At 56.8% G+C, this 20276-nt stretch carries 18 protein-coding genes and 2 pseudogenes; 12 read left to right on the forward strand and 8 right to left on the reverse strand.

Features of this window, described 5'->3' with window-relative positions; genetic code table 11:
• Nucleotides 1-213 precede the first annotated feature (213 nt).
• The 3 genes from EEQ99_RS28230 (at nt 214) to EEQ99_RS28240 (ending at nt 3258) form a co-directional block, all read left to right on the forward strand.
• On the forward strand, nt 214-1146 hold the full coding sequence (locus EEQ99_RS28230) for a LysR family transcriptional regulator (protein ID WP_127431514.1): 933 nt from the start codon (nt 214-216) through the stop codon (nt 1144-1146).
• A gap of 621 nt (nt 1147-1767) precedes the next feature.
• Nucleotides 1768-2046: an acyl carrier protein gene (locus tag EEQ99_RS28235; protein ID WP_127431415.1), complete on the forward strand. Its 279-nt coding sequence runs from the start codon at nt 1768-1770 to the stop codon at nt 2044-2046.
• Nucleotides 2047-3258: a beta-ketoacyl-[acyl-carrier-protein] synthase family protein gene (locus tag EEQ99_RS28240; RefSeq protein ID WP_127431416.1), complete on the forward strand. Its 1212-nt coding sequence runs from the start codon at nt 2047-2049 to the stop codon at nt 3256-3258.
• Between the two features lie 309 nt (nt 3259-3567).
• Here the strand turns inward: EEQ99_RS28240 and EEQ99_RS28245 are convergent, their stop codons facing one another.
• Nucleotides 3568-4302 carry a helix-turn-helix transcriptional regulator gene (locus EEQ99_RS28245; protein ID WP_127431417.1) on the reverse strand — a complete coding sequence of 245 codons (735 nt, stop codon included), beginning with the start codon at nt 4300-4302 and terminating at the stop codon, nt 3568-3570.
• 152 nt (nt 4303-4454) lie between these two features.
• Nucleotides 4455-5093 (reverse strand): acyl-homoserine-lactone synthase, encoded by a 639-nt coding sequence (locus EEQ99_RS28250; RefSeq protein ID WP_127431418.1) that lies wholly within the window; start codon nt 5091-5093, stop codon nt 4455-4457.
• Nucleotides 5094-5271: 178 nt separating this feature from the next.
• On the opposite strand from EEQ99_RS28250, the gene EEQ99_RS28255 reads away from it, so the two are divergent.
• The 9 genes and pseudogenes from EEQ99_RS28255 to EEQ99_RS35615 all read left to right on the forward strand — a co-directional run.
• On the forward strand, nt 5272-5622 hold the full coding sequence (locus tag EEQ99_RS28255; RefSeq protein WP_127431515.1) for a helix-turn-helix domain-containing protein: 351 nt from the start codon (nt 5272-5274) through the stop codon (nt 5620-5622).
• A gap of 180 nt (nt 5623-5802) precedes the next feature.
• The gene (locus EEQ99_RS28260) at nt 5803-6474 is read left to right on the forward strand and encodes a hypothetical protein (RefSeq protein WP_064649264.1); all 672 of its coding nucleotides are present in this window, start codon (nt 5803-5805) and stop codon (nt 6472-6474) included.
• A 121-nt stretch (nt 6475-6595) separates the two neighbouring features.
• Complete coding sequence (locus EEQ99_RS28265) at nt 6596-7315, forward strand: hypothetical protein (protein WP_127431419.1); 720 nt, start codon at nt 6596-6598, stop codon at nt 7313-7315.
• Nucleotides 7316-7381: 66 nt separating this feature from the next.
• Nucleotides 7382-7786, forward strand: a complete 405-nt coding sequence (locus EEQ99_RS28270) for a hypothetical protein (protein WP_127431420.1) — start codon at nt 7382-7384, stop codon at nt 7784-7786.
• A gap of 679 nt (nt 7787-8465) precedes the next feature.
• Nucleotides 8466-9038 (forward strand): nodulation O-acetyltransferase NodL, encoded by a 573-nt coding sequence (gene nodL, locus EEQ99_RS28275; protein ID WP_127431421.1) that lies wholly within the window; start codon nt 8466-8468, stop codon nt 9036-9038.
• An 846-nt stretch (nt 9039-9884) separates the two neighbouring features.
• Nucleotides 9885-11711, forward strand: coding sequence for a glutamine--fructose-6-phosphate transaminase (isomerizing) (glmS, locus tag EEQ99_RS28280; RefSeq protein WP_127431422.1), 1827 nt, complete (start codon nt 9885-9887; stop codon nt 11709-11711).
• A gap of 77 nt (nt 11712-11788) precedes the next feature.
• Nucleotides 11789-12274: a MaoC family dehydratase gene (locus tag EEQ99_RS28285; protein WP_011654219.1), complete on the forward strand. Its 486-nt coding sequence runs from the start codon at nt 11789-11791 to the stop codon at nt 12272-12274.
• A gap of 167 nt (nt 12275-12441) precedes the next feature.
• The gene (locus tag EEQ99_RS28290) at nt 12442-13890 is read left to right on the forward strand and encodes an efflux transporter outer membrane subunit (protein ID WP_127431423.1); all 1449 of its coding nucleotides are present in this window, start codon (nt 12442-12444) and stop codon (nt 13888-13890) included.
• A 205-nt stretch (nt 13891-14095) separates the two neighbouring features.
• Nucleotides 14096-14454 (forward strand): annotated as a pseudogene (locus tag EEQ99_RS35615) (IS110 family transposase); the annotation flags it as partial.
• Nucleotides 14455-14588: 134 nt separating this feature from the next.
• Here EEQ99_RS35615 and EEQ99_RS28300 read toward each other — a convergent pair.
• From EEQ99_RS28300 to EEQ99_RS28325, 6 genes and pseudogenes are all read right to left on the reverse strand, one after another.
• Nucleotides 14589-14943 (reverse strand): annotated as a pseudogene (locus EEQ99_RS28300) (ATP-binding protein); the annotation flags it as partial.
• Nucleotides 14864-15208 (reverse strand): Mu transposase domain-containing protein, encoded by a 345-nt coding sequence (locus EEQ99_RS35620; RefSeq protein ID WP_373289166.1) that lies wholly within the window; start codon nt 15206-15208, stop codon nt 14864-14866. The pseudogene EEQ99_RS28300 and the gene EEQ99_RS35620, both read right to left, overlap by 80 nt.
• A 356-nt stretch (nt 15209-15564) precedes the next feature.
• A complete protein-coding gene (locus tag EEQ99_RS28310) occupies nt 15565-16419 on the reverse strand; it encodes a calcium-binding protein (protein ID WP_127431424.1) in 855 nt (284 codons plus the stop codon).
• A gap of 316 nt (nt 16420-16735) precedes the next feature.
• Nucleotides 16736-17983, reverse strand: a complete 1248-nt coding sequence (locus EEQ99_RS28315; RefSeq protein WP_127431425.1) for an SfnB family sulfur acquisition oxidoreductase — start codon at nt 17981-17983, stop codon at nt 16736-16738.
• A 23-nt stretch (nt 17984-18006) separates the two neighbouring features.
• A complete protein-coding gene (locus EEQ99_RS28320; RefSeq protein ID WP_127431426.1) occupies nt 18007-18789 on the reverse strand; it encodes an ABC transporter ATP-binding protein in 783 nt (260 codons plus the stop codon).
• A gap of 119 nt (nt 18790-18908) precedes the next feature.
• Nucleotides 18909-20243 carry an ABC transporter substrate-binding protein gene (locus tag EEQ99_RS28325; protein ID WP_127431427.1) on the reverse strand — a complete coding sequence of 445 codons (1335 nt, stop codon included), beginning with the start codon at nt 20241-20243 and terminating at the stop codon, nt 18909-18911.
• Between the last annotated feature and the right edge of the window lie 33 nt (nt 20244-20276).

Genomic DNA, 20276 nt, shown 5'->3' on the forward strand with positions numbered 1-20276 from the left:
CGCGATATTGTTGCGCATACTTGTTGGATTGCCGGTTAGGCAATCGAGCGGTTAAGAGGTTTAAGAGTCTCGAACCGGGCCCCTGCCCGGCACTTCGTTTTTTAGTTCCTGGCCCTGATATTGATCAAGTTCCGGGTTTTCTATAAGTGATCCGAAAGATTGGTAAAATTGATTGTTTGGATGGCAATCATCTATGAAATGGATATTCAACCCATGCGTTTTAAAGGCCTAGATCTAAACCTTCTTGTAGCACTCGACGCTCTAATGACCGAGCGCAAGCTCACAGCAGCGGCGCGCAGCATCAACCTCAGCCAACCCGCCATGAGCGCCGCCATCTCTAGGTTGCGCGACTATTTCCGCGACGACCTTTTTATCATGCAGAGACGGGAGCTAGTTCCGACCCCGCGTGCAGAGGCACTTGCCCCCGCTGTCCGCGAAGCCCTCTTGCATATCCAGGTCTCCGTTATAGCTTGGGATCCAATAAACCCAGCGGAGTCCGACCGCCGATTCAGAATTATCCTCTCAGACTTCATGGCACTGGTCTTCTTCGACAAGATAATATTGCGCTTAGCTCGGGAGGCGCCAGGGGTCAGCTTCGAGTTGCTGCCACTTGACGACGATCCGGAGGAGCTTCTCCGCCGTGGTGATGTCGATTTTCTGATCCTCCCGGATTTATTCATGTCCGGCGCCCATCCGAAGGCAAGGCTTTTCGAAGAGAGACTGGTGTGCGTCGGCTGCCCTACGAACGAGCAGTTACAAGGGCAGCTCTCCTTGGAGCAATATATGTCCATGGGACATGTTGCGGCTAAGTTCGGACGTGGTCTTAAGCCTTCCGTAGAGCAATGGTTATTGATGCAGCACGGCCTCAAGAGGCGTATTGAGCTCGTCGTCCCGGGGTTTAACTTGATCCCGCCATTGCTGTCTGGCACTAATCGAATAGCAACCATCCCCCTGCGGCTGGTCAAACATTACGAACGAACTATCCCACTAAGAATCATTGAGCATCCTTTGCCGCTTCTTTCATTCACTGAGGCTGTCCAATGGCCGGCTCTTCACAACACTGATCCTGGAAACATCTGGATGCGCGAGATTATGATCCAAGAGGCTTCGCGCATGGAATCTGAGATGGAAAGTTGTACGTCGTAAGCGGCACCGCCGGCTCATCACAGCGCGTTGGCTGTGTTCCCAAAGGAGGCATTATGTTACAGGCGGCCCCCGCCGCCTCAGCTCAGCTAGCAATCGAAGCTATTGCCGAGAGCGATCGTTACCTGAGAAGGTACGATTCGTATGCTTTCCCTGGCCTCATGCAAAGGTGATTCAAAACTTTATTCCTGTAACCTATGTTCGGCCGATCGCGGAAACCAGCATCCAGCTGCGGTGACTTCCCCGACCTTCCGCACATGCGCTTCTGCGCGAAAATGACCAACGCGCCGACCCGGGATAGTAGCCGAAGCTCTACTTTCGATCCCGCGATAAATCTTGTTCTTGAGGGTTTGAAACGGCGCCGGCGCGAGAAGTTAGCCGCGGCAATATGTCGAGCCACAATCCATAGCGTGGATGCATTTGATCCACACAATCAATTTTACCAATGATCCCATATGATCCATAGCAGGGCAGCCGCGCGGTGAGATTCCGGTAAGTTTTATTGGTTTCTGTCGTCACTTCGCAGACGAGCCGGAACATCTTCCGATGTTAGCAGCAATTAGATCGAGCCTTCTCGCAAGGCCGTCGGCTCGTCGAAATTAGGCATGATGGAGAGGAATACAAATGGCTGATCAACTCACACTGGAAATTATCAGTGCGATCAATAAGCTCGTCAAAGCTGAAGACGGCGGGAGAACGATCGTAGCGCTCGGCGAAATAACGACTGACACTGAGTTGACTTCACTTGGCATCGATTCGCTGGGTTTGGCCGATGTCCTTTGGGATCTGGAGCAGCTCTACGGCATTAAGATCGAGATGAATACGGCCGATGCCTGGTCGAACCTCAACAATATCGGCGACGTGGTGGAAGCCGTCCGTGGCTTGCTCACCAAGGAGGTCTGAATGGACAGACGCGTCGTTATCACCGGATTGGGCGGACTGTGCGGACTGGGCACCGATGCTTCCTCTATCTGGACGGAGATGCGCGAAGGCCGCTCCGCCATCGGCCCGATCTCAAACTCAGAGATTCATGAGCTGAAGGGGATGATCGGGACCGAGATCAAGGTGCTGCCTCAACACGACATTGATCGCAAACAGCTCATCTCCATGGACCGCTTCAGCCTGCTAGCCGTGCTTGCAGCTAAACAAGCCATGCTACAGGCCGACCTTTCGTGCAATGAAGGAAATGCCCACCGTTTCGGCGCGACAGTGGGCGTTGGCTTTGGCGGCTGGGACGCTACCGAGAAGGCCTACCGCACCCTCCTATTGGGCGGCGCGACTCGCACTGAGCTATTCACTGGGGTAAAGGCAATGCCTAGCGCGGCTGCCTGTCAGGTAAGCATGAACCTCGGGCTGCGGGGGCCAGTCTTCGGTGCCACCTCTGCCTGCGCCTCGGCCAACCATGCGATCGCTTCAGCGGTAGATCAGATCAAGCTCGGTAGGGCGGACGTTATGCTAGCTGGAGGAAGCGACGCGCCACTCGTGTGGATCGTGCTTAAGGCATGGGAAGCAATGCGCGTACTCGCTCCAGATACTTGCCGGCCATTCTCGGGCGACAGGAAAGGACTAGTTTTGGGCGAAGGTGCGGGCATGGCCGTGCTGGAAAGCTATGAGCATGCCGCCGCCCGCGGTGCAACGATGCTTGCCGAGGTCGCCGGCATCGGCCTTTCCGCCGATGCCTACCACATAGCTGCACCAGCTGTGCATGGGCCGGAGGCGGCGATGCGCGCCTGCCTTGTTGATGCGGGTTTAAATGCCGAGGATGTAGACTACCTCAACGCCCATGGCACCGGCACCAAGGCCAACGATCAGATCGAAACGACGGCGATTAAGCGCGTCTTTGGTGACCATGCTCGATCGATGTCCATCTCTTCCACCAAATCCACTCACGCGCACTGCCTCGGGGCAGCAAGTGCGCTCGAAATGATAGCCTGCGTGATGGCGATCCAAGAAGGTGTCGTGCCGCCCACGGCCAACTATCGCGAACCAGACCCCGATTGTGATCTGGACGTCACGCCAAATGTGCCCCGAGAGCGCAGGGTGGGCGTGGCCATGAGCAACGCCTTCGCCATGGGCGGCATGAATGCTGTCCTTGCGTTCAAGCAGGTGCAATGAAGTGAAGATCGTCACGACTAACCCTTGTAAGGCCAGCGGCACATGCTTGAAGCAGGCACCGCAATCCTGTCAAATAGTCTCGCTCTAATTCCTCGGATACTCTCGCATCTGAAATTTTCCTCCGCGCAAACCATGCTACTCCGCCGTCTCGGGGCAAAGGCTGTGGGATGAGAGGGATGCAGCCGGTCGCCCGCTCTTTCCGGCATCAGCGAGCACACACGTCTGACGAAGTGGGCTCGGCACCGCTGCTTGTTGGCATTGATGAACCTTCGGTGACTTTGCGGCCTTCGTGGTCATCGGAGAAAGCTATCACCACGCTGATATCAATTCGAGCGCCGTGGCTTTGGCGACAGCTTCACTGGTCGTGGCGACGGTCAGCTTTCGGCGTGCCGACGCAAGATAGAGCTGCACCGCACTTACCGAAATGGACAAGCGGGCGCAGATCTGCTTTGCCATTAGGCCGCTGGCCGTCATATCGAGACATTGCAGTTCGCGGCGCGACAATTGCGGAAAATCCGCAGTTTTTCTCAGGCCCGACAGAACCATGGCCCTGTCGTGGAGATGGTGGGCGAGAAACTGGAGGTCGCGCATGCTGTCCATGCGGAACCGACGCCAGTAGGAGGCGGGCTGATTGGAGGTGATCGTAAACAGCGATCGCTCCCCGTGAGGCCCACGCACCGGCAGTGTCACGCCTTGCTGCCCGATACCGAAGGCCATCGCCTCCTTAAAGAAGCCGTGAGCGCGCCCTGAATCCCATTTTGACGCGGACCATTCCACGGGCAGAAAGCCGCGCTGTCCGAGCCGCACGACGGGATCGATGCTGAAGTAATCCCGGGCAAGATATTGCTTCACCCACTCGGGCGGGTAGGTCAGCATCAGCAATGGATTGTTGGCCGCTGCGCCCGAGGAGCGGGTCACATGCAGAACCATGTGCGATATCGCATAGATGTGGCGGACTTCGTCCAGCGTCGTTTCCAGATCTTCCAACGTCGGCGATGCGGAGATCCGGTCCAAACTGTAGAAAAAACGAGAACTGCTCAGCATGAGATGGACTCGCGGTTGTGTGTTTTCCTGACTGGGGTAGTCGTAACATTTCGCGGTGAACGAGAAAAGAACGTTTTATGGCAACCATGGCGCGATGTGAAGAACAGGTTAAGGAACTGACGACACTGTGGGCGGCGGGACGGCGACTGGCCTTACCGCATGCCACCATCGACAAGGGCCCTGCCAGGACAGGAAGAGGTTTGATTGAGAAGTCGGGCTAGGTTGGTGCGAAGTGTCCGACAGTTATCTCCAGTCACGTCCCACAGGCCGACATACAGTTTGCCGATCTCGGGCAGTGATCGGGCAAGCGGCGTCGGCCTCCAGCCGAGCCTGCGATACACCCCGACCATCGCCCCATCATAGACGCCGACGATGTTTTCGATACCGGCGCCGAGGGCAAGAGCGCAAAGCCCTGAGAGCAGTTCGGTGGCGACTGCGCGCGATTGCGCGATGTGTCCGGCAGATGGGTGAACGCAAAAGCGAGTACATTCCCAGGTCGTCGGGCTGTCGACGTCGATAGGCTGATCGAAGAAATGCCGAAACTCGCTTTTGAGCATCGTCGCGCCAGTGGTCGGCAGCAGGCGTAGCGAACCTGTCAGTGTGCCCGAAGGTCGTTGAGTGACGAGATATACGGGATCTTCGACCTCATCATATCGGTCCCTCTCCCATTGATCCCGGACATCGACCTGCCATCCCAGCCGATCGCGAAAAACGACGGCGCGAGCCCGAAACATTGCATCGAACGCACGTCGATCGGTCTCGAGCATGTCTTTGGTGAGTATCCGCAACATATCCGTTCCTCCTGATCGTCGATGTTTCACAACAGGCGCCGACCTCGAGCAATCTGGATATTTCACCAGATTGACCGGCGCTTCGACTTACCTTTCATTTTCACAGGCATTTCCGAAGCTTGATCGATCTCAAGCTCGCTGTGGCTGCCAATTCAACGCAACCAAGGAAGAATCGTTCGTGACCTACGATCCAGCCCGCGGCAAACGCATTCGAGAAGCGATATCTCGGGGCAAGTTCCGGAAAGTACACGCTCTTGCAGCCGAACTGAATGTATCAGTCGCGGCCGTCTCGCGCTGGCAAAATGGCGGCCATACGTCCCTCGAAAGCGCCTGCGCTCTCGCGCGCCTGCTGGATGTTTCCCTCGATTGGCTGCTCTTGGGGCGAGGGACCATAGACGGGCATAGGAACAGCGCGATCTCCGCCACGGAATTGCTGTGGGTAATGGCGCTACGTGGCCGATCTGCGGCGGCTCGGTCCAATCTTATTGGGCTGCTCGAATCCATCCCTCCGGAACAAGCGTTACGCTAAGCACAATTCCGCACGGTTTTTTTACCTTGCGCTCAACAGCTTTAGGTTGCTCAAATTCACCGTATCAACGATCTTTCTAGTTAGGGTTTCAATGACGAGACCGGCAGGAAGGCTAGCCCACCCTGCCCTCGCCGACGCGAAGACCCTTGTTTTCACTATCAACGCAGAAGGGTTGCCGACATGTCTACAATGTTGACCATCAACGTGAAAAACTACGAATCCCAGACGCAAAACTTCTACTTCTTCCAGCAACCGGCAATTTATACCGGCGGCGGGCAAGTCTATTCGAACAGCCTTTTCTCGCAGTCGCTCGGCAACTACGACAACACCGGCGCGATCCTGACCTTCCAGGTCAACCTGCAATATTATGCCGGCATCCAGCAGGCGAATACACCGCCGCAAATTGGCGCATCATCTGGCTACTCGTCAGCCAGCCGCGCCATTGATCTTGCTCCGAGTTCGGGTGGCAGCGGTAAACCGAACGACTGGACGACTGCGACGGTCAATCCGCTCGGACTATCCTCGCCAATCTACGGGGAAGGTGTACAGCCTGGCGCATTCCGCATCACCACGCCGGTTTTCAACTCGCCGCCCTACTTCAATGTCGGCTCAGCGGTTGCCGTCAATGGCGGCATCGTGCTCTCCAACTTCGTGCAGGCAAACCCGGCCAGCAATACCGATTGCCAGCCGATCCTGAAATATTATGTCCAGACCGGCGCCTACACGCCAGGTGTCGTGATGAACTTCACGCAGTCGAGCGTGAACGCGGCGCTTTCCGACTTCACCGGCGGCTATTCCGTCTGCAACGTCAGCCTGAAATCTGACGGCACCTGGACGACGCAGCTCCAGTAAACCTTGGCAGCCATGCAGGTGAAGAACCGTCCCCTCTTCACCTGCATGCGCAGCATTCGCGCGTTGCCGCCGCCCGCCGGGCGACGGACAGGCTTGATCTCAGAGGGGATTGTCACACGCCATGACCAGTTCGTCCTACCAGATCATCGTTCGGAACTTCTCGCAGACGACGCAATATTTCTATGTTTTCCAGAAGCAGGCGGCATTTCCGTTGCTGCCGAGCCATGGTCCCATCCTCAGCGGCAGTCTCGGCTGCCAAAGCATCGGCAATTACGCAAGTTCGGGAGCGCAGATAAATTTCGGTTTGGACAGTCAGGTCTATGCAGGTGCCCTCAGCACCAAACAGGCGGCGTCCCCCTCGCAGCTTATCGCGCTTCTCTCGCTCAATGCCGCCACGCTATCCGTGGTCGGCAGCAGCTCGGCGTTCCGACCGGTTACGCTCACCACGGTCGACGGTTCGCCGGACAATTGCACGACCTTGACGCTCGATCCGCTTGGACTTTCCGCGCCCGCCAATCAAGCCGGAGTTGCGATCGGAGGATTTGGCATAAACGTGCCTTCCTACACGCCGTTGCCGCGTCCCGAGCTCTATTGTGGCGTCGTCGCACTGAACGACAATCAAGCTATCATACTCTCGAGCTTCGTCGCTCCTTTCCCCAACGCCGTCATGAACTGCATACCGAAACAGATCTTTTTCGTGAAGATGGGCTACCAGCCGGTCGGAAGCACCGTGACTTATGACGAGAGCAACTCGGCATGCTGCGATTTCACCATCGGCTACGCGAGCTACACCGTGACTTACAAAGCTGACGGAACCTTTTCGGCGACAGGAGGACCGTAGACCCAGAGAACCGGATCATCATTGACGCTTGAACAAGCCAACCCTTGAACCGAAAGGAATATAGCAATGTTACGTATCACGTCGAAATTCGCTGGCCAAACAGCACGTCGCGATAAAATCGCTGCCGGGCTTGCCATTTCCATCGTCTCTATCCTCGCAACAGCGCTGCCTGCCGCCGCGCAACTCGTTTTTTCGTCCGATTGCCGGAACTACCAGCCCATTGCGGTCGCCCCGCCGAACGACGCGATCCTCTTCACCAAGCAGCCGGTGCCCCATCCGAACGGAACGGCCTCCGTCTTTGCGATCGTCGGAGCCGACACCTATGTCATTCCGGCTGGGGCCAACTCCTGCATCGTCGCCGCTCCCCCCGCCGATGACAATTACTGCTTCATTGCCCGTAACGACGACACGATCGACGGCGTCGGTTTTGCCGCCATTCGAAATCCGGGGGGCCTGACCGCCTGCCAGTAAGGGGTGAATTTCCTACATCCAGCAGTTCTCGTCCGGTCTTGCGCGAAGGTGAGGCGGAAAGTGGAATATCCACCTCCGCCCGCTGTCGCGCGCTTGTCACCCTGGCGACCCAATTCTGCACGCTAAGAAGCAATCGGTGGGTGAAAGAAACTACAGCTAATGAGCAGTTCATAGGCACTGGCCAGCGGTAATCTTTCAGGTTCCAAGGATTCTATTGACGGCGGCCGCGATAGCGGCCTCCGTCGGTGAACCAGCCCTTCGTCATGCCGCGCCCCGCCAAGACGCTGACGATTTGCATTCCCGCCGGCATCGAGCAAGGCGGACGGCCCATAGAGACTGGAATAGAATAAACCTTCGGGAAGCCGGGCAGTAACTTGAGTAAAAGTCTTTTTATGACGGTCTCTTAGTCAGCCTTGGTCTGCCTATGCGCTTGCCGCTGTGTTCGGAATCTGCCAAGCTAAATAGACACATCTTATTGTGCCCTCCCCCAGCCGGTGAATGCGAAGGTCGCTCCCGGTCTGCCTATCTGCAGGATTTGCCGCGCTTGAGCAGATGACTTTCGAACCAGACCGCGAAAAGGCGAAAGATTGCTGTTAACTCCTCTGTGCGCTCTGCCGGCAACCAGGTGAATCCGAGCGCAATGACCGACCACTCCTCGAACAAGATCTGAGAAGAGACGATGACACGCAGCCAAAAAGAAAAGATGCTCGCAGGCGAGATGTATAACGCAGCGGATCCTGAGATCCAAGCCGAGTTGCTCCTCACCGGGGCTTGGCTGAAACGGTACAATGACACGCTGGGCGACCCCGCCGAGCGGTGGCATGCGCTTCTGGTAGAACGATTGGGGGCTGTCGGGCTTGGAGCTGCTATTCGTCCTCCGTTCCACTGCGATTACGGGTTCAACATCCGTATCGGAGCGTGGGTCTACATCAATTTCAACTGCGTCATCCTTGACGTGGCAGCAGTGACTATCGGCGACGGAACCGCAATAGGGCCCGCTGTGCAGATTTATACTGCGGACCATCCACATGATCCAGAGCAGCGCCAGGCTGGGTTGCAGTTGGGACGACCGGTCAGCATTGGCAGGCACGTCTGGATTGGTGGTGGAGCAATCATTCTCCCGGGCGTGACGATCGGCGATCATGCTGTCATTGGCGCTGGTAGCGTGGTCACTCGAGATGTTCCTGCAGGAAGCACGGCGATGGGAAATCCAGCTCGGGTCAGGGTTGGTGGACGCTTGCCGCAATCATAAAACTAGGCGTCGGGCGAAAATCCGGTGGTAAGGGGTAGTCTCGTTGCTTGTGCGAACGACGATTCTGGGTCGCCATGGCCCGTGCGACCGTCGGCACTCTGACGCAGTTCTCTTTGCAAATGCGGTCGGGCAGTCGTGCTAAGTGATTTACTGATCGCGTTTGCTACGACCGGCTGCACATTGCACCGGACCGCCGGATTCCAGCGTCAGGATCCGGCTGTCCTGTCGAAAACTTAAGGCACCATCTACTGCCGACACACGCGGCCATGTGACCTTTCCTCGGAGACCGTTTGAAGATAGCCTGCGTTCGTCCCATGCCAAAGCCTCCTTCCCATCGGCGCCCGAAACCAACCTGTCGAATCTAGATCGACTGATGTTTTCCAGGAGATGCTGGTTCTGCTTCCGATTTATGAGTTGCGAACTGGTCGCATGCGAAGGGGTCAATTACGTTTAAGGCTCAACTCGCAGATACAGACCGCTTCACCTGCATGAGCACGAATTGTTTTCGTGCGCGCGATGAATGACAATTGCTCGCTCTGAATAGAAATCCACGCGCGGTATGTCGTCGGTAAATATCTTGCTGTCGCCAGGAACATCTTCAGAAGTAGGCACCGATCACCCGGCGCAGCCTATCGGTCCCACTCTGCAGAAAGCGCCTTTCGCCACGTACAGCGTTGATTGACCACCTACCTAAGTACACCTGCATCCATAACGTGGATGATAGCTATCCCAACAATCAATTGTACTAATCTGTTTGGATTTATTAGCACGCGCTGGAGGACACGCGCCGAGCGGCGTCCGCCTCCTGATTACCTGTCGGGGGCTCTTGGGACATGGGTGACGAGCATGTGTGGGATTGTTGGCATAGTGGGACATAAGCCCGTGTCGGAGCGGCTGATCGAAGCCTTGGGGCGGCTGGAATATCGCGGCTATGATTCATCCGGCGTTGCTACGATCTTCGAAGGAGAATTGCACCGGCGCCGTGCGGAAGGCAAGCTCGGGAACCTTAAAACGAGATTGAAAGAAGCGCCCCTGAGCGGCACTGTCGGCATTGCCCACACACGATGGGCGACCCATGGCGCACCGACAGAATGCAACGCTCACCCGCACTTTACCGATGGTGTAGCCGTTGTTCATAACGGCATCATCGAAAATTTCTCCAAGCTAAAGGACGCATTGGCGGAGGTAGGGGCCAAGTTCCAGACTGACACGGACACCGAGGTGATTGCGCATCTCCTGACAAAATTCCGCCGGGATGGCATGGGATGCCTTGAGGCAATGCATGCCATGTTGAAGTGCGTCGAGGGCGCCTTCGCTCTTGCCATCCTGTTCGAGGATGATCCCGCGACCATTATGGTGGCGCGCAATGGACCACCGTTAGTGATAGGCCACGGCGATGGTGAGATGTTTCTAGGCTCCGACGCGATCGCTCTTGCTCCGTTCACCAATGACATCACATATCTGAACGATGGCGATTGGGCTGTTGTAGGCAAAACGAGTGTCCAGGTTTTCGATATCGAAGGCAAAGTCGTTACGCGCCCGCGGCACAGATCGATTGCTACCGCCGACCTGGTCTGCAAGGGCAATCACCGGCACTTTATGGAAAAAGAAATCTACGAGCAATCCGAGGTCATCGCCGGTGCTCTTGGGCACTACATCAATGTCAAAGATAGTCATGTCACAACGACTTCAACCGACATCGATTTCGCCAGGGTTGAGAGCCTCGCGATCGCCGCCTGCGGCACGGCATATCTTGCGGGATTGATTGGCAAATATTGGTTCGAGCGCTACGCACGCTTAATGGTTGAAATTGATGTCGCCTCTGAATTCCGTTACCGCGAAATCCCGTTGTCGCCGCAGTCGGCAGCGCTCTTCATCTCTCAGTCTGGTGAGACGGCTGACACGCTTGCATCGCTGCGCTATTGCAAAGCACAGGGTCTGAGAATAGGCGCTGTCGTCAATACCCGAGAATCAACTATTGCCCGCGAGGCAGATGCCATCTTTCCGATCCTCGCCGGGCCAGAGATCGGCGTTGCTTCTACCAAGGCATTCACTTGCCAGCTTGCTGTTCTCGCGGCGTTAGCCATCGGCGCAGGCAAGGCGCGAGGCACGATCACAGATGGCGAGGAACAATTGCTCGTCCAAAGTTTGGCGACGTTGCCGAGCGTTATGCGACAGGTGCTGAACGACATCAAGCCGAAGATAGAGCTCTTGTCACGGGAATTGTCGAATTACCGCGACGTGCTCTATCTCGGCCGCGGCACAAGTTTCCCATTGGCCATGGAAGGTGCGCTGAAGCTTAAGGAGGTTTCCTATATCCATGCCGAAGGTTATGCGGCAGGAGAATTAAAACACGGTCCGATCGCATTGGTCGACGAAAATATGCCAGTCATCGTCATCGCGCCACATGATCGGTTCTTCGATAAGACTGTCTCCAATATGCAGGAAGTGGCTGCCCGCGGCGGCCGCATCGTTCTGATCACAGACGAGACGGGAGCTTCGATGTCGAAACTCCCCACCATGCACACTATCGTATTACCCAATGTCGAGGAGATTATCTCGCCGATGATCTTTTCTCTGCCGCTGCAGCTTCTTGCGTATCACACAGCGGTCGTCATGGGGGCAGATGTGGACCAGCCGCGGAATCTGGCTAAATCAGTCACAGTCGAATGATCGTGACGATTGGTTAGATCGCAACTCGCCTCCGAGAAAATCCACGACTTGATCAGACATCAAATAAGTGAGGTCGTATGCACGAACTTTCGCTCGCCGACGTGCCGTCGCGAATTGGCCAGGAGCTCGGTAAATCCGAATGGATAACCGTTGATCAAACTACAATCGATCTCTTTGCCGATGCGACACACGATCATCAATTCATCCACGTGCACCCGGAACGCGCGGCAGTCGAAAGCCCGTTTGGTGGCACTATCGCTCACGGCTTCCTGACACTCTCGCTTCTGTCGGCGATGAACTTTAGCGGCATGCCAAAGATCCGCGAGCAGACCATGGGCCTTAACTACGGCTTAGACCGGGTGCGTTTCATGTCACCAGTTAAGACCGGCAGCCGTGTGCGCGGTCGCTTCGTTCTCTCTGAATGTCAATTTCGCGGCGCAAGCATGCTGGTGACTACCTACGAGGTTACGGTGGAGATCGAGAACGAGAACCGACCGGCACTCACTGCTAATTGGATCACTATAATTCAGTTTGATCCGAACGACAGGCCTAAAGGGATTTGACGCCAGCTCGCGCCAGCGGGTGTCGACTTGTTGTTTTGGCTGCACGCGATTTCGTAGTGTCACGCCGGAATTCTCGATCTGCTGCGTCGGCAATTGCGCGCTGGCATCATCCTTCGGGCAGGCGAAACGGGTTTGAGTTGAATTTCGCTGTAATGGAGGCTGATTGATTGCATTCGTTCCGTCTGGCCGCTGCGGTGTTGCCGCTACTTTTGTCATCTTGCATGCTCGGGCCCGACCATGCACCGCCGGAAACGCCTTTGCCGGAGAAGTTTTCCGAGGGTGCAAAACAGAGCGCCGGCGATGTTGCGGTGTCGGCGTGGTGGGATTCGTTTTCAGATCGTACGCTCAACCAGTACGTTGCCTCCGGCCTGGATGAGAACCTCAGTGTTCAGCAGGCGCTCGAAAGGGTTAATGCCGCCGCCGCGGACGTCACCATCGCTGGCGCCGGGGGCCTTCCCAAGGCATCACACACGTCAAGCGGCGAGATCGGCAAAGGGGGAGATGTCACGAGCACACAGAATATCTCCAGCGTGCAACTATCGTTGACTTGGCTGCTGGACGTATTCGGTCAGTACCGGCGCAGCACTGAAAGCGCACTGGCTTCTCTTGATTCTGCGCATGCGGCTGTCGACGCCGCAAAGCTAGCTCTAATCAAAGATCTTGTTTCCTCCTACATCGACGCCCGGTACTACCAGCAGCGCGTCTCGATTTCCCGAGCGAACCTGAAGTCCCGCCAGGAGACCTACGATTTCACGAATTTTCAAGTCGAAGCGGGAGCGGCTTCCCGGCTGGATGTCTTGCAAGCCGAAGGACTTGTCCGATCGACGATTGCCGAAATACCAAGGCTAGAACTGAATTTTCGCGTGTCGGCGCATCACATTGCGGCCCTCCTCGCTTTGCCGTCGGAAACAGTGATCAAGCAACTGCAGAAAAGTGAAGGGCAGCCGGTCTATCGCGGAAAGATCAATGCCGGCATTCCCGCCGATCTTATTCGCAATCGATTCGATATTCGCCAGGCTGAACGGGATCTCGCCGCCGCGACTGCACAGATCGGCGTGGCGGAAGCACAGCTTTACCCCGCGATAACGCTCTCCGGCTCGATCACCCCTTCCTATACCAAGCAGCGCGGCCGTCACGGGGGTATCTTGAAATGGTCCTTCGGGCCGAGCCTCGACCTCCCAATTCTGGACGGCGGCCGTTTGCGGGCAAACGTGGAGACTTCTAAATCGGACGCCGCAGCAGCCTACATAAGCTGGAAATTAACCGTCCTGACAGCTGTGCAGGAAGTCGAGGACGCTTTGACAGCCGTCCGACGCGACGTTCACACAGAGAACTCACGTCGCAGGCAAGTAGAAACGATCGAAGAAGCACTGAAGCTTTCGACGGCCTCGTACACGGATGGCGCCTCTTCTCTCCTCGATGTTCTCGAAGCGCAAAGGCAGGTGTCCAGCGCTCAGGCGAGCCTCGCTGCGGCGATCCAACAACTGGCCAAGGATCACGTGCGGTTGAATGTAGCAATCCGCGGTGGTTTTGCGGCTCCCAAAGTCGCGTCACCCAGGGAGGCCTCGACGGTTGCAGCCGCAAATGCAAACATCCAATCCGCACATTCGCAATAGCCGAGCGCTGGATGCGGGATGGTTTAACCTGATCACGTCATTAGCGCGCCAGCGCCTGAGTTGTATTGGCGCCGGCCGGGAGGTCGTCCAATCGCGGCACATGCCCTTCACCACCTCCCGCTTACGAGCAGGGCTTAGAGCTAATGGGATGGTCCGCCCTGTCTCCCGAGAGCATAACGGAGGTGGGCAAAGGAGGGCTGAAATTATGGATCGCAACCAACTGCGCCAATGCGCCGTCTTCGGCATCGATATCGGAAAGAACCTCTTCCACGTGGTCGGCCTGGATAGTTCCGGCGCGAGACGCTACTGCAGTTCTTCGAACGAGCGAACAGAACGCTTGTCGGAATGGAATCCCGTCCGGGTTCCCAATGGCTTGCGCCAAGTTGCAGACGATGGGGCATTCCGTCCGCATCATCCCGGCGCAGTGAAGTCTATGTAAAATCGAACAAGAATGACATCATCGATGCTGCGGCGATCGCAGAAGCTGCAAGGCGACCGACGATGCGCTTCGTTGGCATTAAGCAAGCCGATCAGGTCGATCTTCAGATGTTGCATTGGGTGCGTATTCCGATGAAACCGGCCACCGATTCCGATTTGAAGCCGGCCATTTTTCGGGCTGATCCTGGGTCTGTTTGATGTTTGGATCGGGTTTTGTGCCAGGTCAAGCTTTGCTGTGTTTCAAGCGCCATCGGTGAACGCTGTTTGCGCATACTTTCGCCAATGATATCGATGCCTCGGCGTTGTGAACGAGGCGATCCAGTATCGCATCGGCGGCGTTGGGTTTGAAATAATTTCCCACCAGCGATCCAGGGGCACCTGGCTTGTGACGATCGTCGAGCGACGCTCGTAGCGGTCTTCGATGATCTCGAGAAGATCGCGGCGCTGATCATCGCTGAGTTTTTCCGGTCCCCAGTCATCGAGGATCAGCAGGTCGGTCTTGGCGATAGATTTGGGGATTCTGCCGTATCGCCCGTCACCCCTTGCAAGCGCGAGCGTGGCGAACAGCCGGGGAACGCGGTGGTATGCAACGGAGAAATCCTCGCGGCATGCTTTGACCGATGGATGCGCCCCAGCGCCCAAAGCGATCTGGTATCCACTCAGCGTATCGCCGGTGGGAACTGGGCATGTGATCTGGGTCGGTTCCATGACGACAGCCGCCATAGCGGCGCTGATGGACGGCGATGCGCTTGCCGCGGTAAAAGATCTCGATGGTGCGCGCCGTTGCTCTAAGATCGACCTGCTGGCGAATGAGGGCATGGGGGACGGAATAAAAGAAGCTTTTGAACTCGACGTGATAATCGGTCGAGACACGGACCAGACGCCATTCGGCGAATTCGTAGTTTCACCCGGGAGGCTAGCGAGCGCAGCACGTTCGACACGTTCAAATACTTGCCGCCGGGTAACACCCAATCGACGCATGAGGTGATCGTTGATGCGATCAAGTGCCAATAGCGGCATTAGCCTCAGCCAGCGAGAAGAAAGTCAGCTTGCGCAACCGCCCCAGGATGCAGGTGGCGCATGGCGGCGTCGTCATCGGCGACGAGAACTTGTTTCAATGGCGTACCTTTACTGGTGCAGTCGATCAATAAATCACGTCGTTTCTATTTTCAGTTCCCTGCGCCACGTTGGGAAAGAGAAGCGCCCCAAGGGTGGAACGCTCCTCGGATCTTCGAATTAAATGAAGCCGAAATTTTCCGCCGTAAGCGAGGTAAGATCCGACATGTCGTGCAGATTGTCGACATGAGCGAAGGCATGCGCGTGGTTCGCAGAATCGACATAGGCTAGTGTCGCACCGTGAGTTTTGCCATCTTGACCGAGAGTTTTTTCGTCATGGTAGACAATGATGTCACCGGGGACTTCGTCGTGAATAGCGGTCGCGGCGGCAGAGCCAGACGTGAACCCTCGATCCGTGATTACCACGACGTGCTGACCGTGCGCTTTCGCGGCCTCGCCATTGTAGAAAGTGTCCACAAATTCGCCTGGGAAACCCTTCGAGTGGTTGATGAAATTTGCGCCAAACAGATCCCCTTTGCCGAAGTCACCGGCGTCCATGACAAAACGGTCTTGCTTCGGGTCGAAATCCGTCACAGTCGTATACCAGTGCGTTGTTCCAACCATAGGATCGTGGAACCGAAACACGAAGGCGTCGCCGTCTTCGCCGCCAGTCAGAACATCTGCGCCGTCGCCGGCCACCAGGGTATCCCTTCCCTTACCGGCGTCGAGCCTGTCGTCGCTCTCGCCGCTATGTGGTATTACGCGGCGCACTTCGAAGGGGTTGAAGGCTTTGAATGAGCCGTCACTATACAGGAGGTCGTCACCATCACCAGCATGGATTGTGTCTGAGCCATCCCCCGCATAGACAATGTCATGGCCGTCACCGGCAAAGATCACGTCGTGGCCGGCTTGAGCCCAAACCCAATCATCGCCGCCGCCGGCTTTGATCCAGTCATTGAGCTCGCGTGCATAGATTGTGTCGTTGTCATCGGATCCGTTAATAAAGGGGCTGCTATCAGTGCCTTTGATCATCATCGCATATACTCCTTGTGAGGCAGCCTGCGCTGCCAGCCCCCCTTATGTTTTCCAAGAGCGAATTAGTGAAATCCATTGATTTGATCTGAGGGATTTGAATAATGGATGCCAAAATGTTTATCTCCGGACGACTATGCGCCCTTCGTAGATGGCCGGCAGAATATGAAAAAGACTTGGGGCTATGACGATCGGCGGCCGAGCAGTGACAACAATGTCCGCGACAGTCGTTGACGAAGGCCACAACTTCTTCCCTCGTATACGCTGGAGACAAATCTGCAGAGCACCTAATCTCAGGGTGCTTTGCAGATCGAAACCCTCAGCTCCAGGCGTGGAGCGGTGGCTTCTCGCCGTTCAGGAAATACTTACCCAAAATGGCATACTTCCAGCGGACGGGGTCGTGCAGAGTATGGGTGCGGGCGTTGCGCCAGTGGCGATCAAGCCCGTGCTCTGCAAGGGTCGAGCGCGTTCCTGCCAGTTCGAACAACTTGTTGGCGGCCGCGATCGCGATCTCAGTGGAGAGGATCTTGGCTTCGGCGGTAACGATCTGGGCTTCCGCAACGGTTCCCGCGTTCGGGTCGAGGATCGCTCGGTCAATGGCATAACCTGCCTTTTCAAGCAGCGCCTGCGCCGCATGAAGCCTTAGCGTCAAGTCCCCGATCGCCTGGATTGTGTACGGATCGTCCCAAGCGTTGTCGACGCCGGAATCCACCCAGGCGCGGCTCTTGGTGCGCACAAAACTGACGGTCTCGTCAATCGCGGCCTGCGCGATGCCGGTATCGACAGCCACTTGGATAATCTGGAAGATCGCTCCGTCCGCAGTCGGCACTTCATACCCTTTGTAGCCAGGCACGAGATGCGTCTTCGACACTTTGACGTTGTTAAGCAGTACCGTGCCCGACAGCGTGGTACGCTGGCCAAAGGAGGACCAGTCGTCGATGACAGTCAGACCCGGGGCACCGCGCTCGGCAATTGCGTACCAGGCCCTGCCCTCGTCATCCAGTGCCACGATTGGCACCAGATGCGCGAGCAGCGCTCCTGACGAGTAGAATTTCTGGCCGTTGACCACGACATGATCTCCGGCATCAACGAATTTTGTTTCGAAGTCGACCGCACGCTTGGATCCAAATTCGGAGAAGGCATTGCCGAAGCGCGTTCCTTTCAACACTTCCGCGAAGAGCAGCTTCTGTTGGTCTTCGTCTGACACCGTGCGGATGGCGGCGACCACACCCAGGTGGTTTTGCGCGATTTGTCCGATGGATGAATCGGCCGCCGAGATGATCTCGATGACCTTCGCAAGCGTCGCATAAGAGACCTCGGGACCGCCGAAGGCCTTCGGCACGTTGATAGACCAAAGCCCGCTTTGCGAAAACGCGTCCAGTTCCTTGACCGGCCAGATGCGGTCGCGATCGCGTGCTGCCGATTCCTTGACGAACTCTGCCGCGAGTGTCTTGGCGATGGCAATCGCTTCGGCGTCAGTCTTGATAATGTGGGCGGGCTGCGACGGGCGTGGAACAGGTGGCACGGCCTTTGCGGCATTTTCGGTATTTATGGTAGGATGGGTCACGGTGTTTCTCCTCTTGGATCGTGTTAGCCGACAACGGCGGGGATGGAGGGAGCCACGGCTCTCTGGCCGAGGTAGAAAGACTTGATGTCGTCGCGCCCGCGCAGATCCTGTGCGTCACCGGTCAGCACCGTGGCGCCGTTTTCGAGAATGATGGCGCGATCCGCATATTTCAGAGCGACGGCGGAATTCTGCTCCGCCACAAGGATAGAAAGACCTTCTTCGCGATTGAGGTGGCGGAGCTTCCGGAAAATGTCCTGGACGATGAGCGGCGCCAGTCCCATGGATGGTTCGTCGAGAACCAGGAGGCGCGGCCGCGACATGAGCGCCCGGCCGATCGCCGTCATCTGCTGCTCGCCACCCGAGGTCAGGCCGGAAAGTGCACGACGCTTTTCCTTCAACCTGGGGAAATGCGCGTAGATCTTCTCGATATCCTCGGCGATCTCAGCGCGCGTGCCGCTGCGGCCAAGCCCGCCGGAGACGAGGTTTTCCTCGACCGTCAGGCTGCGGAAGCAATGGCGGCCCTCAAGCACCTGCACGAGACCGGCACGCACCAGTGCAGCAGGGCTTGTGCGCAGGACATCGAGCCCGTCGAAGCGGATGCTGCCGGAAACGACTTGCCCACGTTCGGCTGGAAGCAGATTGGACAACGCCTTGAGCGTCGTCGTCTTTCCCGCGCCGTTGGCGCCAAGGAGCGCCAGAATTTCACCACGCGCCAGATGGAAACCGACGCCGTCGAGTGCGGTGATGGCGTGAATGTACGTTGCCTTCAGATCATCGACCGCAAGCAGAGTGGTTTCCAGAGCCATGACAGTGTCCTCTTGCCTTGAAAGGCGAGATTGAGAGAAGGCGAGAGGTTGGAGAGAGAGGCACCACCCTCGCGCCAGCTCTTCATGCCGCGCCTGTTGTCAGGCGCGGCATGAAGGGATTAGTTGGTCGCCGTTTCGGCGTCTGCCGCGGTACGAAGCTTGATGCCCTTCTCGGTCGCGTAGGCTTCCGAGGACTTCTCGATGATCGGCCGCAACAGTGCCCAGTCCGGTGCAATCCAGTCAGAGACAACGTTCCACTTCTTCCCGTCCCACTGTTGGAAAGTCACGTAGCCGTTGCCCTCATGATTATCCCAGGTAACGTTGATCGAGTGGAACAGGCTCTTGGCGCCGAGCGCCTCGACACGCGCCGGGTTGAGTTGTAGGTGTTCAAAACCCCAGCGGACCTCGTCGCCCGTGAGCGTCCGCTTGCCGAACTTCTCCTGCGCGATACGGATTGCCTCGACATTGAGGATGCCGTTGACGATACCGAGGTTATGATAAACTGACCCGATACGCTTCTTGTCTTCGAGGTTGCCCTTGCCGGAGTCGTAGAGCGTTTTGACGATCTCCTGAACGACCGGGTATTTTGTGCCAGATGCCTGCGTAGTGATCGCCGTATAGCCCTTGGCGGCATCACCAGCGGGGATGACGTCTTCTTCTGAATTGGACCAGACGTTTCCGATAATATGATCTGCCGGGAAGCCAACCTTGGCTGCGGTTTTCAGCGCGACCGGGTTCATCACGCCCCAACCGCGTAGGACGACGAAGTCTGGCTTGGCGCGGCGGATCGTGAGCCATTGCGACTGCTGTTCGTTGCCAGGATGCGGCACCTCGATCTGCTGAAGTTCGAAACCATATTTTTGCGCCAGCAGTTCGTAAATCGGGATCGTTTCCTTGCCATAGGGCGAGCCGTGATAGAGAACGACGATCTTCTTTCCCTTGAGATTTTCGATACCGCCTTCCTTGCCGGCGATGTAGTTCACGATGCCTGAGGTCTCACTGTATGGATTGAGCAGCAGCGGGAAAACATAAGGGAAAACGCGGCCATCGGTCGAATCCGTGCGGCCATGATTGATAGTAATCAACGGCACCTTATCGGCGGTGATGCGATCGATCATCGCATAGGCAATGCCGACGGAAAGCGGGTTCCAGGCGGCGACGTTCGGGTTGGACTTCAGGCGCTCGTAGGCTTCGACGCCACGCTCGACCTCGTACTGCGTTTCAGCTTCCGACCATGTCAGCTTGACGCCACCCACGCCGCCGTCGCGCGTGTTGATCAGGTTCAGATAATCGATGAAACCACCGAAGAAGCCGGTGCCGCCGGCAGCATAGGGGCCGACGCGATAGCTCTGGAGCGGGAAATATTGTTCGTCCGCATGGGCCATCGGCAGGGCCACCGTGAAGGCGAGGCCGGCGGCAAGAGCCGCAATCTTGAATTTGGCAAGGATCGTCATTTTTGGACATACTCCGGGTATCGACCGGGGCAA

This window comes from Rhizobium anhuiense, from assembly GCF_003985145.1.
GTDB classification, from domain to species: Bacteria; Pseudomonadota; Alphaproteobacteria; order Rhizobiales; family Rhizobiaceae; genus Rhizobium; species Rhizobium anhuiense.

What these genes read in the sequence shown, in the direction of transcription:
- EEQ99_RS28230 (WP_127431514.1), top strand. Translation starts at nt 214, where the DNA reads ATGCGTTTTAAAGGCCTAGATCTAAACCTTCTTGTAGCACTCGACGCT.
- EEQ99_RS28235 (WP_127431415.1), top strand. Translation starts at nt 1,768, where the DNA reads ATGGCTGATCAACTCACACTGGAAATTATCAGTGCGATCAATAAGCTC.
- EEQ99_RS28240 (WP_127431416.1), top strand. Translation starts at nt 2,047, where the DNA reads ATGGACAGACGCGTCGTTATCACCGGATTGGGCGGACTGTGCGGACTG.
- EEQ99_RS28245 (WP_127431417.1), bottom strand. Translation starts at nt 4,302, where the DNA reads ATGCTGAGCAGTTCTCGTTTTTTCTACAGTTTGGACCGGATCTCCGCA.
- EEQ99_RS28250 (WP_127431418.1), bottom strand. Translation starts at nt 5,093, where the DNA reads ATGTTGCGGATACTCACCAAAGACATGCTCGAGACCGATCGACGTGCG.
- EEQ99_RS28260 (WP_064649264.1), top strand. Translation starts at nt 5,803, where the DNA reads ATGTCTACAATGTTGACCATCAACGTGAAAAACTACGAATCCCAGACG.
- EEQ99_RS28265 (WP_127431419.1), top strand. Translation starts at nt 6,596, where the DNA reads ATGACCAGTTCGTCCTACCAGATCATCGTTCGGAACTTCTCGCAGACG.
- EEQ99_RS28270 (WP_127431420.1), top strand. Translation starts at nt 7,382, where the DNA reads ATGTTACGTATCACGTCGAAATTCGCTGGCCAAACAGCACGTCGCGAT.
- nodL (WP_127431421.1), top strand. Translation starts at nt 8,466, where the DNA reads ATGACACGCAGCCAAAAAGAAAAGATGCTCGCAGGCGAGATGTATAAC.
- glmS (WP_127431422.1), top strand. Translation starts at nt 9,885, where the DNA reads ATGTGTGGGATTGTTGGCATAGTGGGACATAAGCCCGTGTCGGAGCGG.
- EEQ99_RS28285 (WP_011654219.1), top strand. Translation starts at nt 11,789, where the DNA reads ATGCACGAACTTTCGCTCGCCGACGTGCCGTCGCGAATTGGCCAGGAG.
- EEQ99_RS28310 (WP_127431424.1), bottom strand. Translation starts at nt 16,419, where the DNA reads ATGATGATCAAAGGCACTGATAGCAGCCCCTTTATTAACGGATCCGAT.
- EEQ99_RS28320 (WP_127431426.1), bottom strand. Translation starts at nt 18,789, where the DNA reads ATGGCTCTGGAAACCACTCTGCTTGCGGTCGATGATCTGAAGGCAACG.
- EEQ99_RS28325 (WP_127431427.1), bottom strand. Translation starts at nt 20,243, where the DNA reads ATGACGATCCTTGCCAAATTCAAGATTGCGGCTCTTGCCGCCGGCCTC.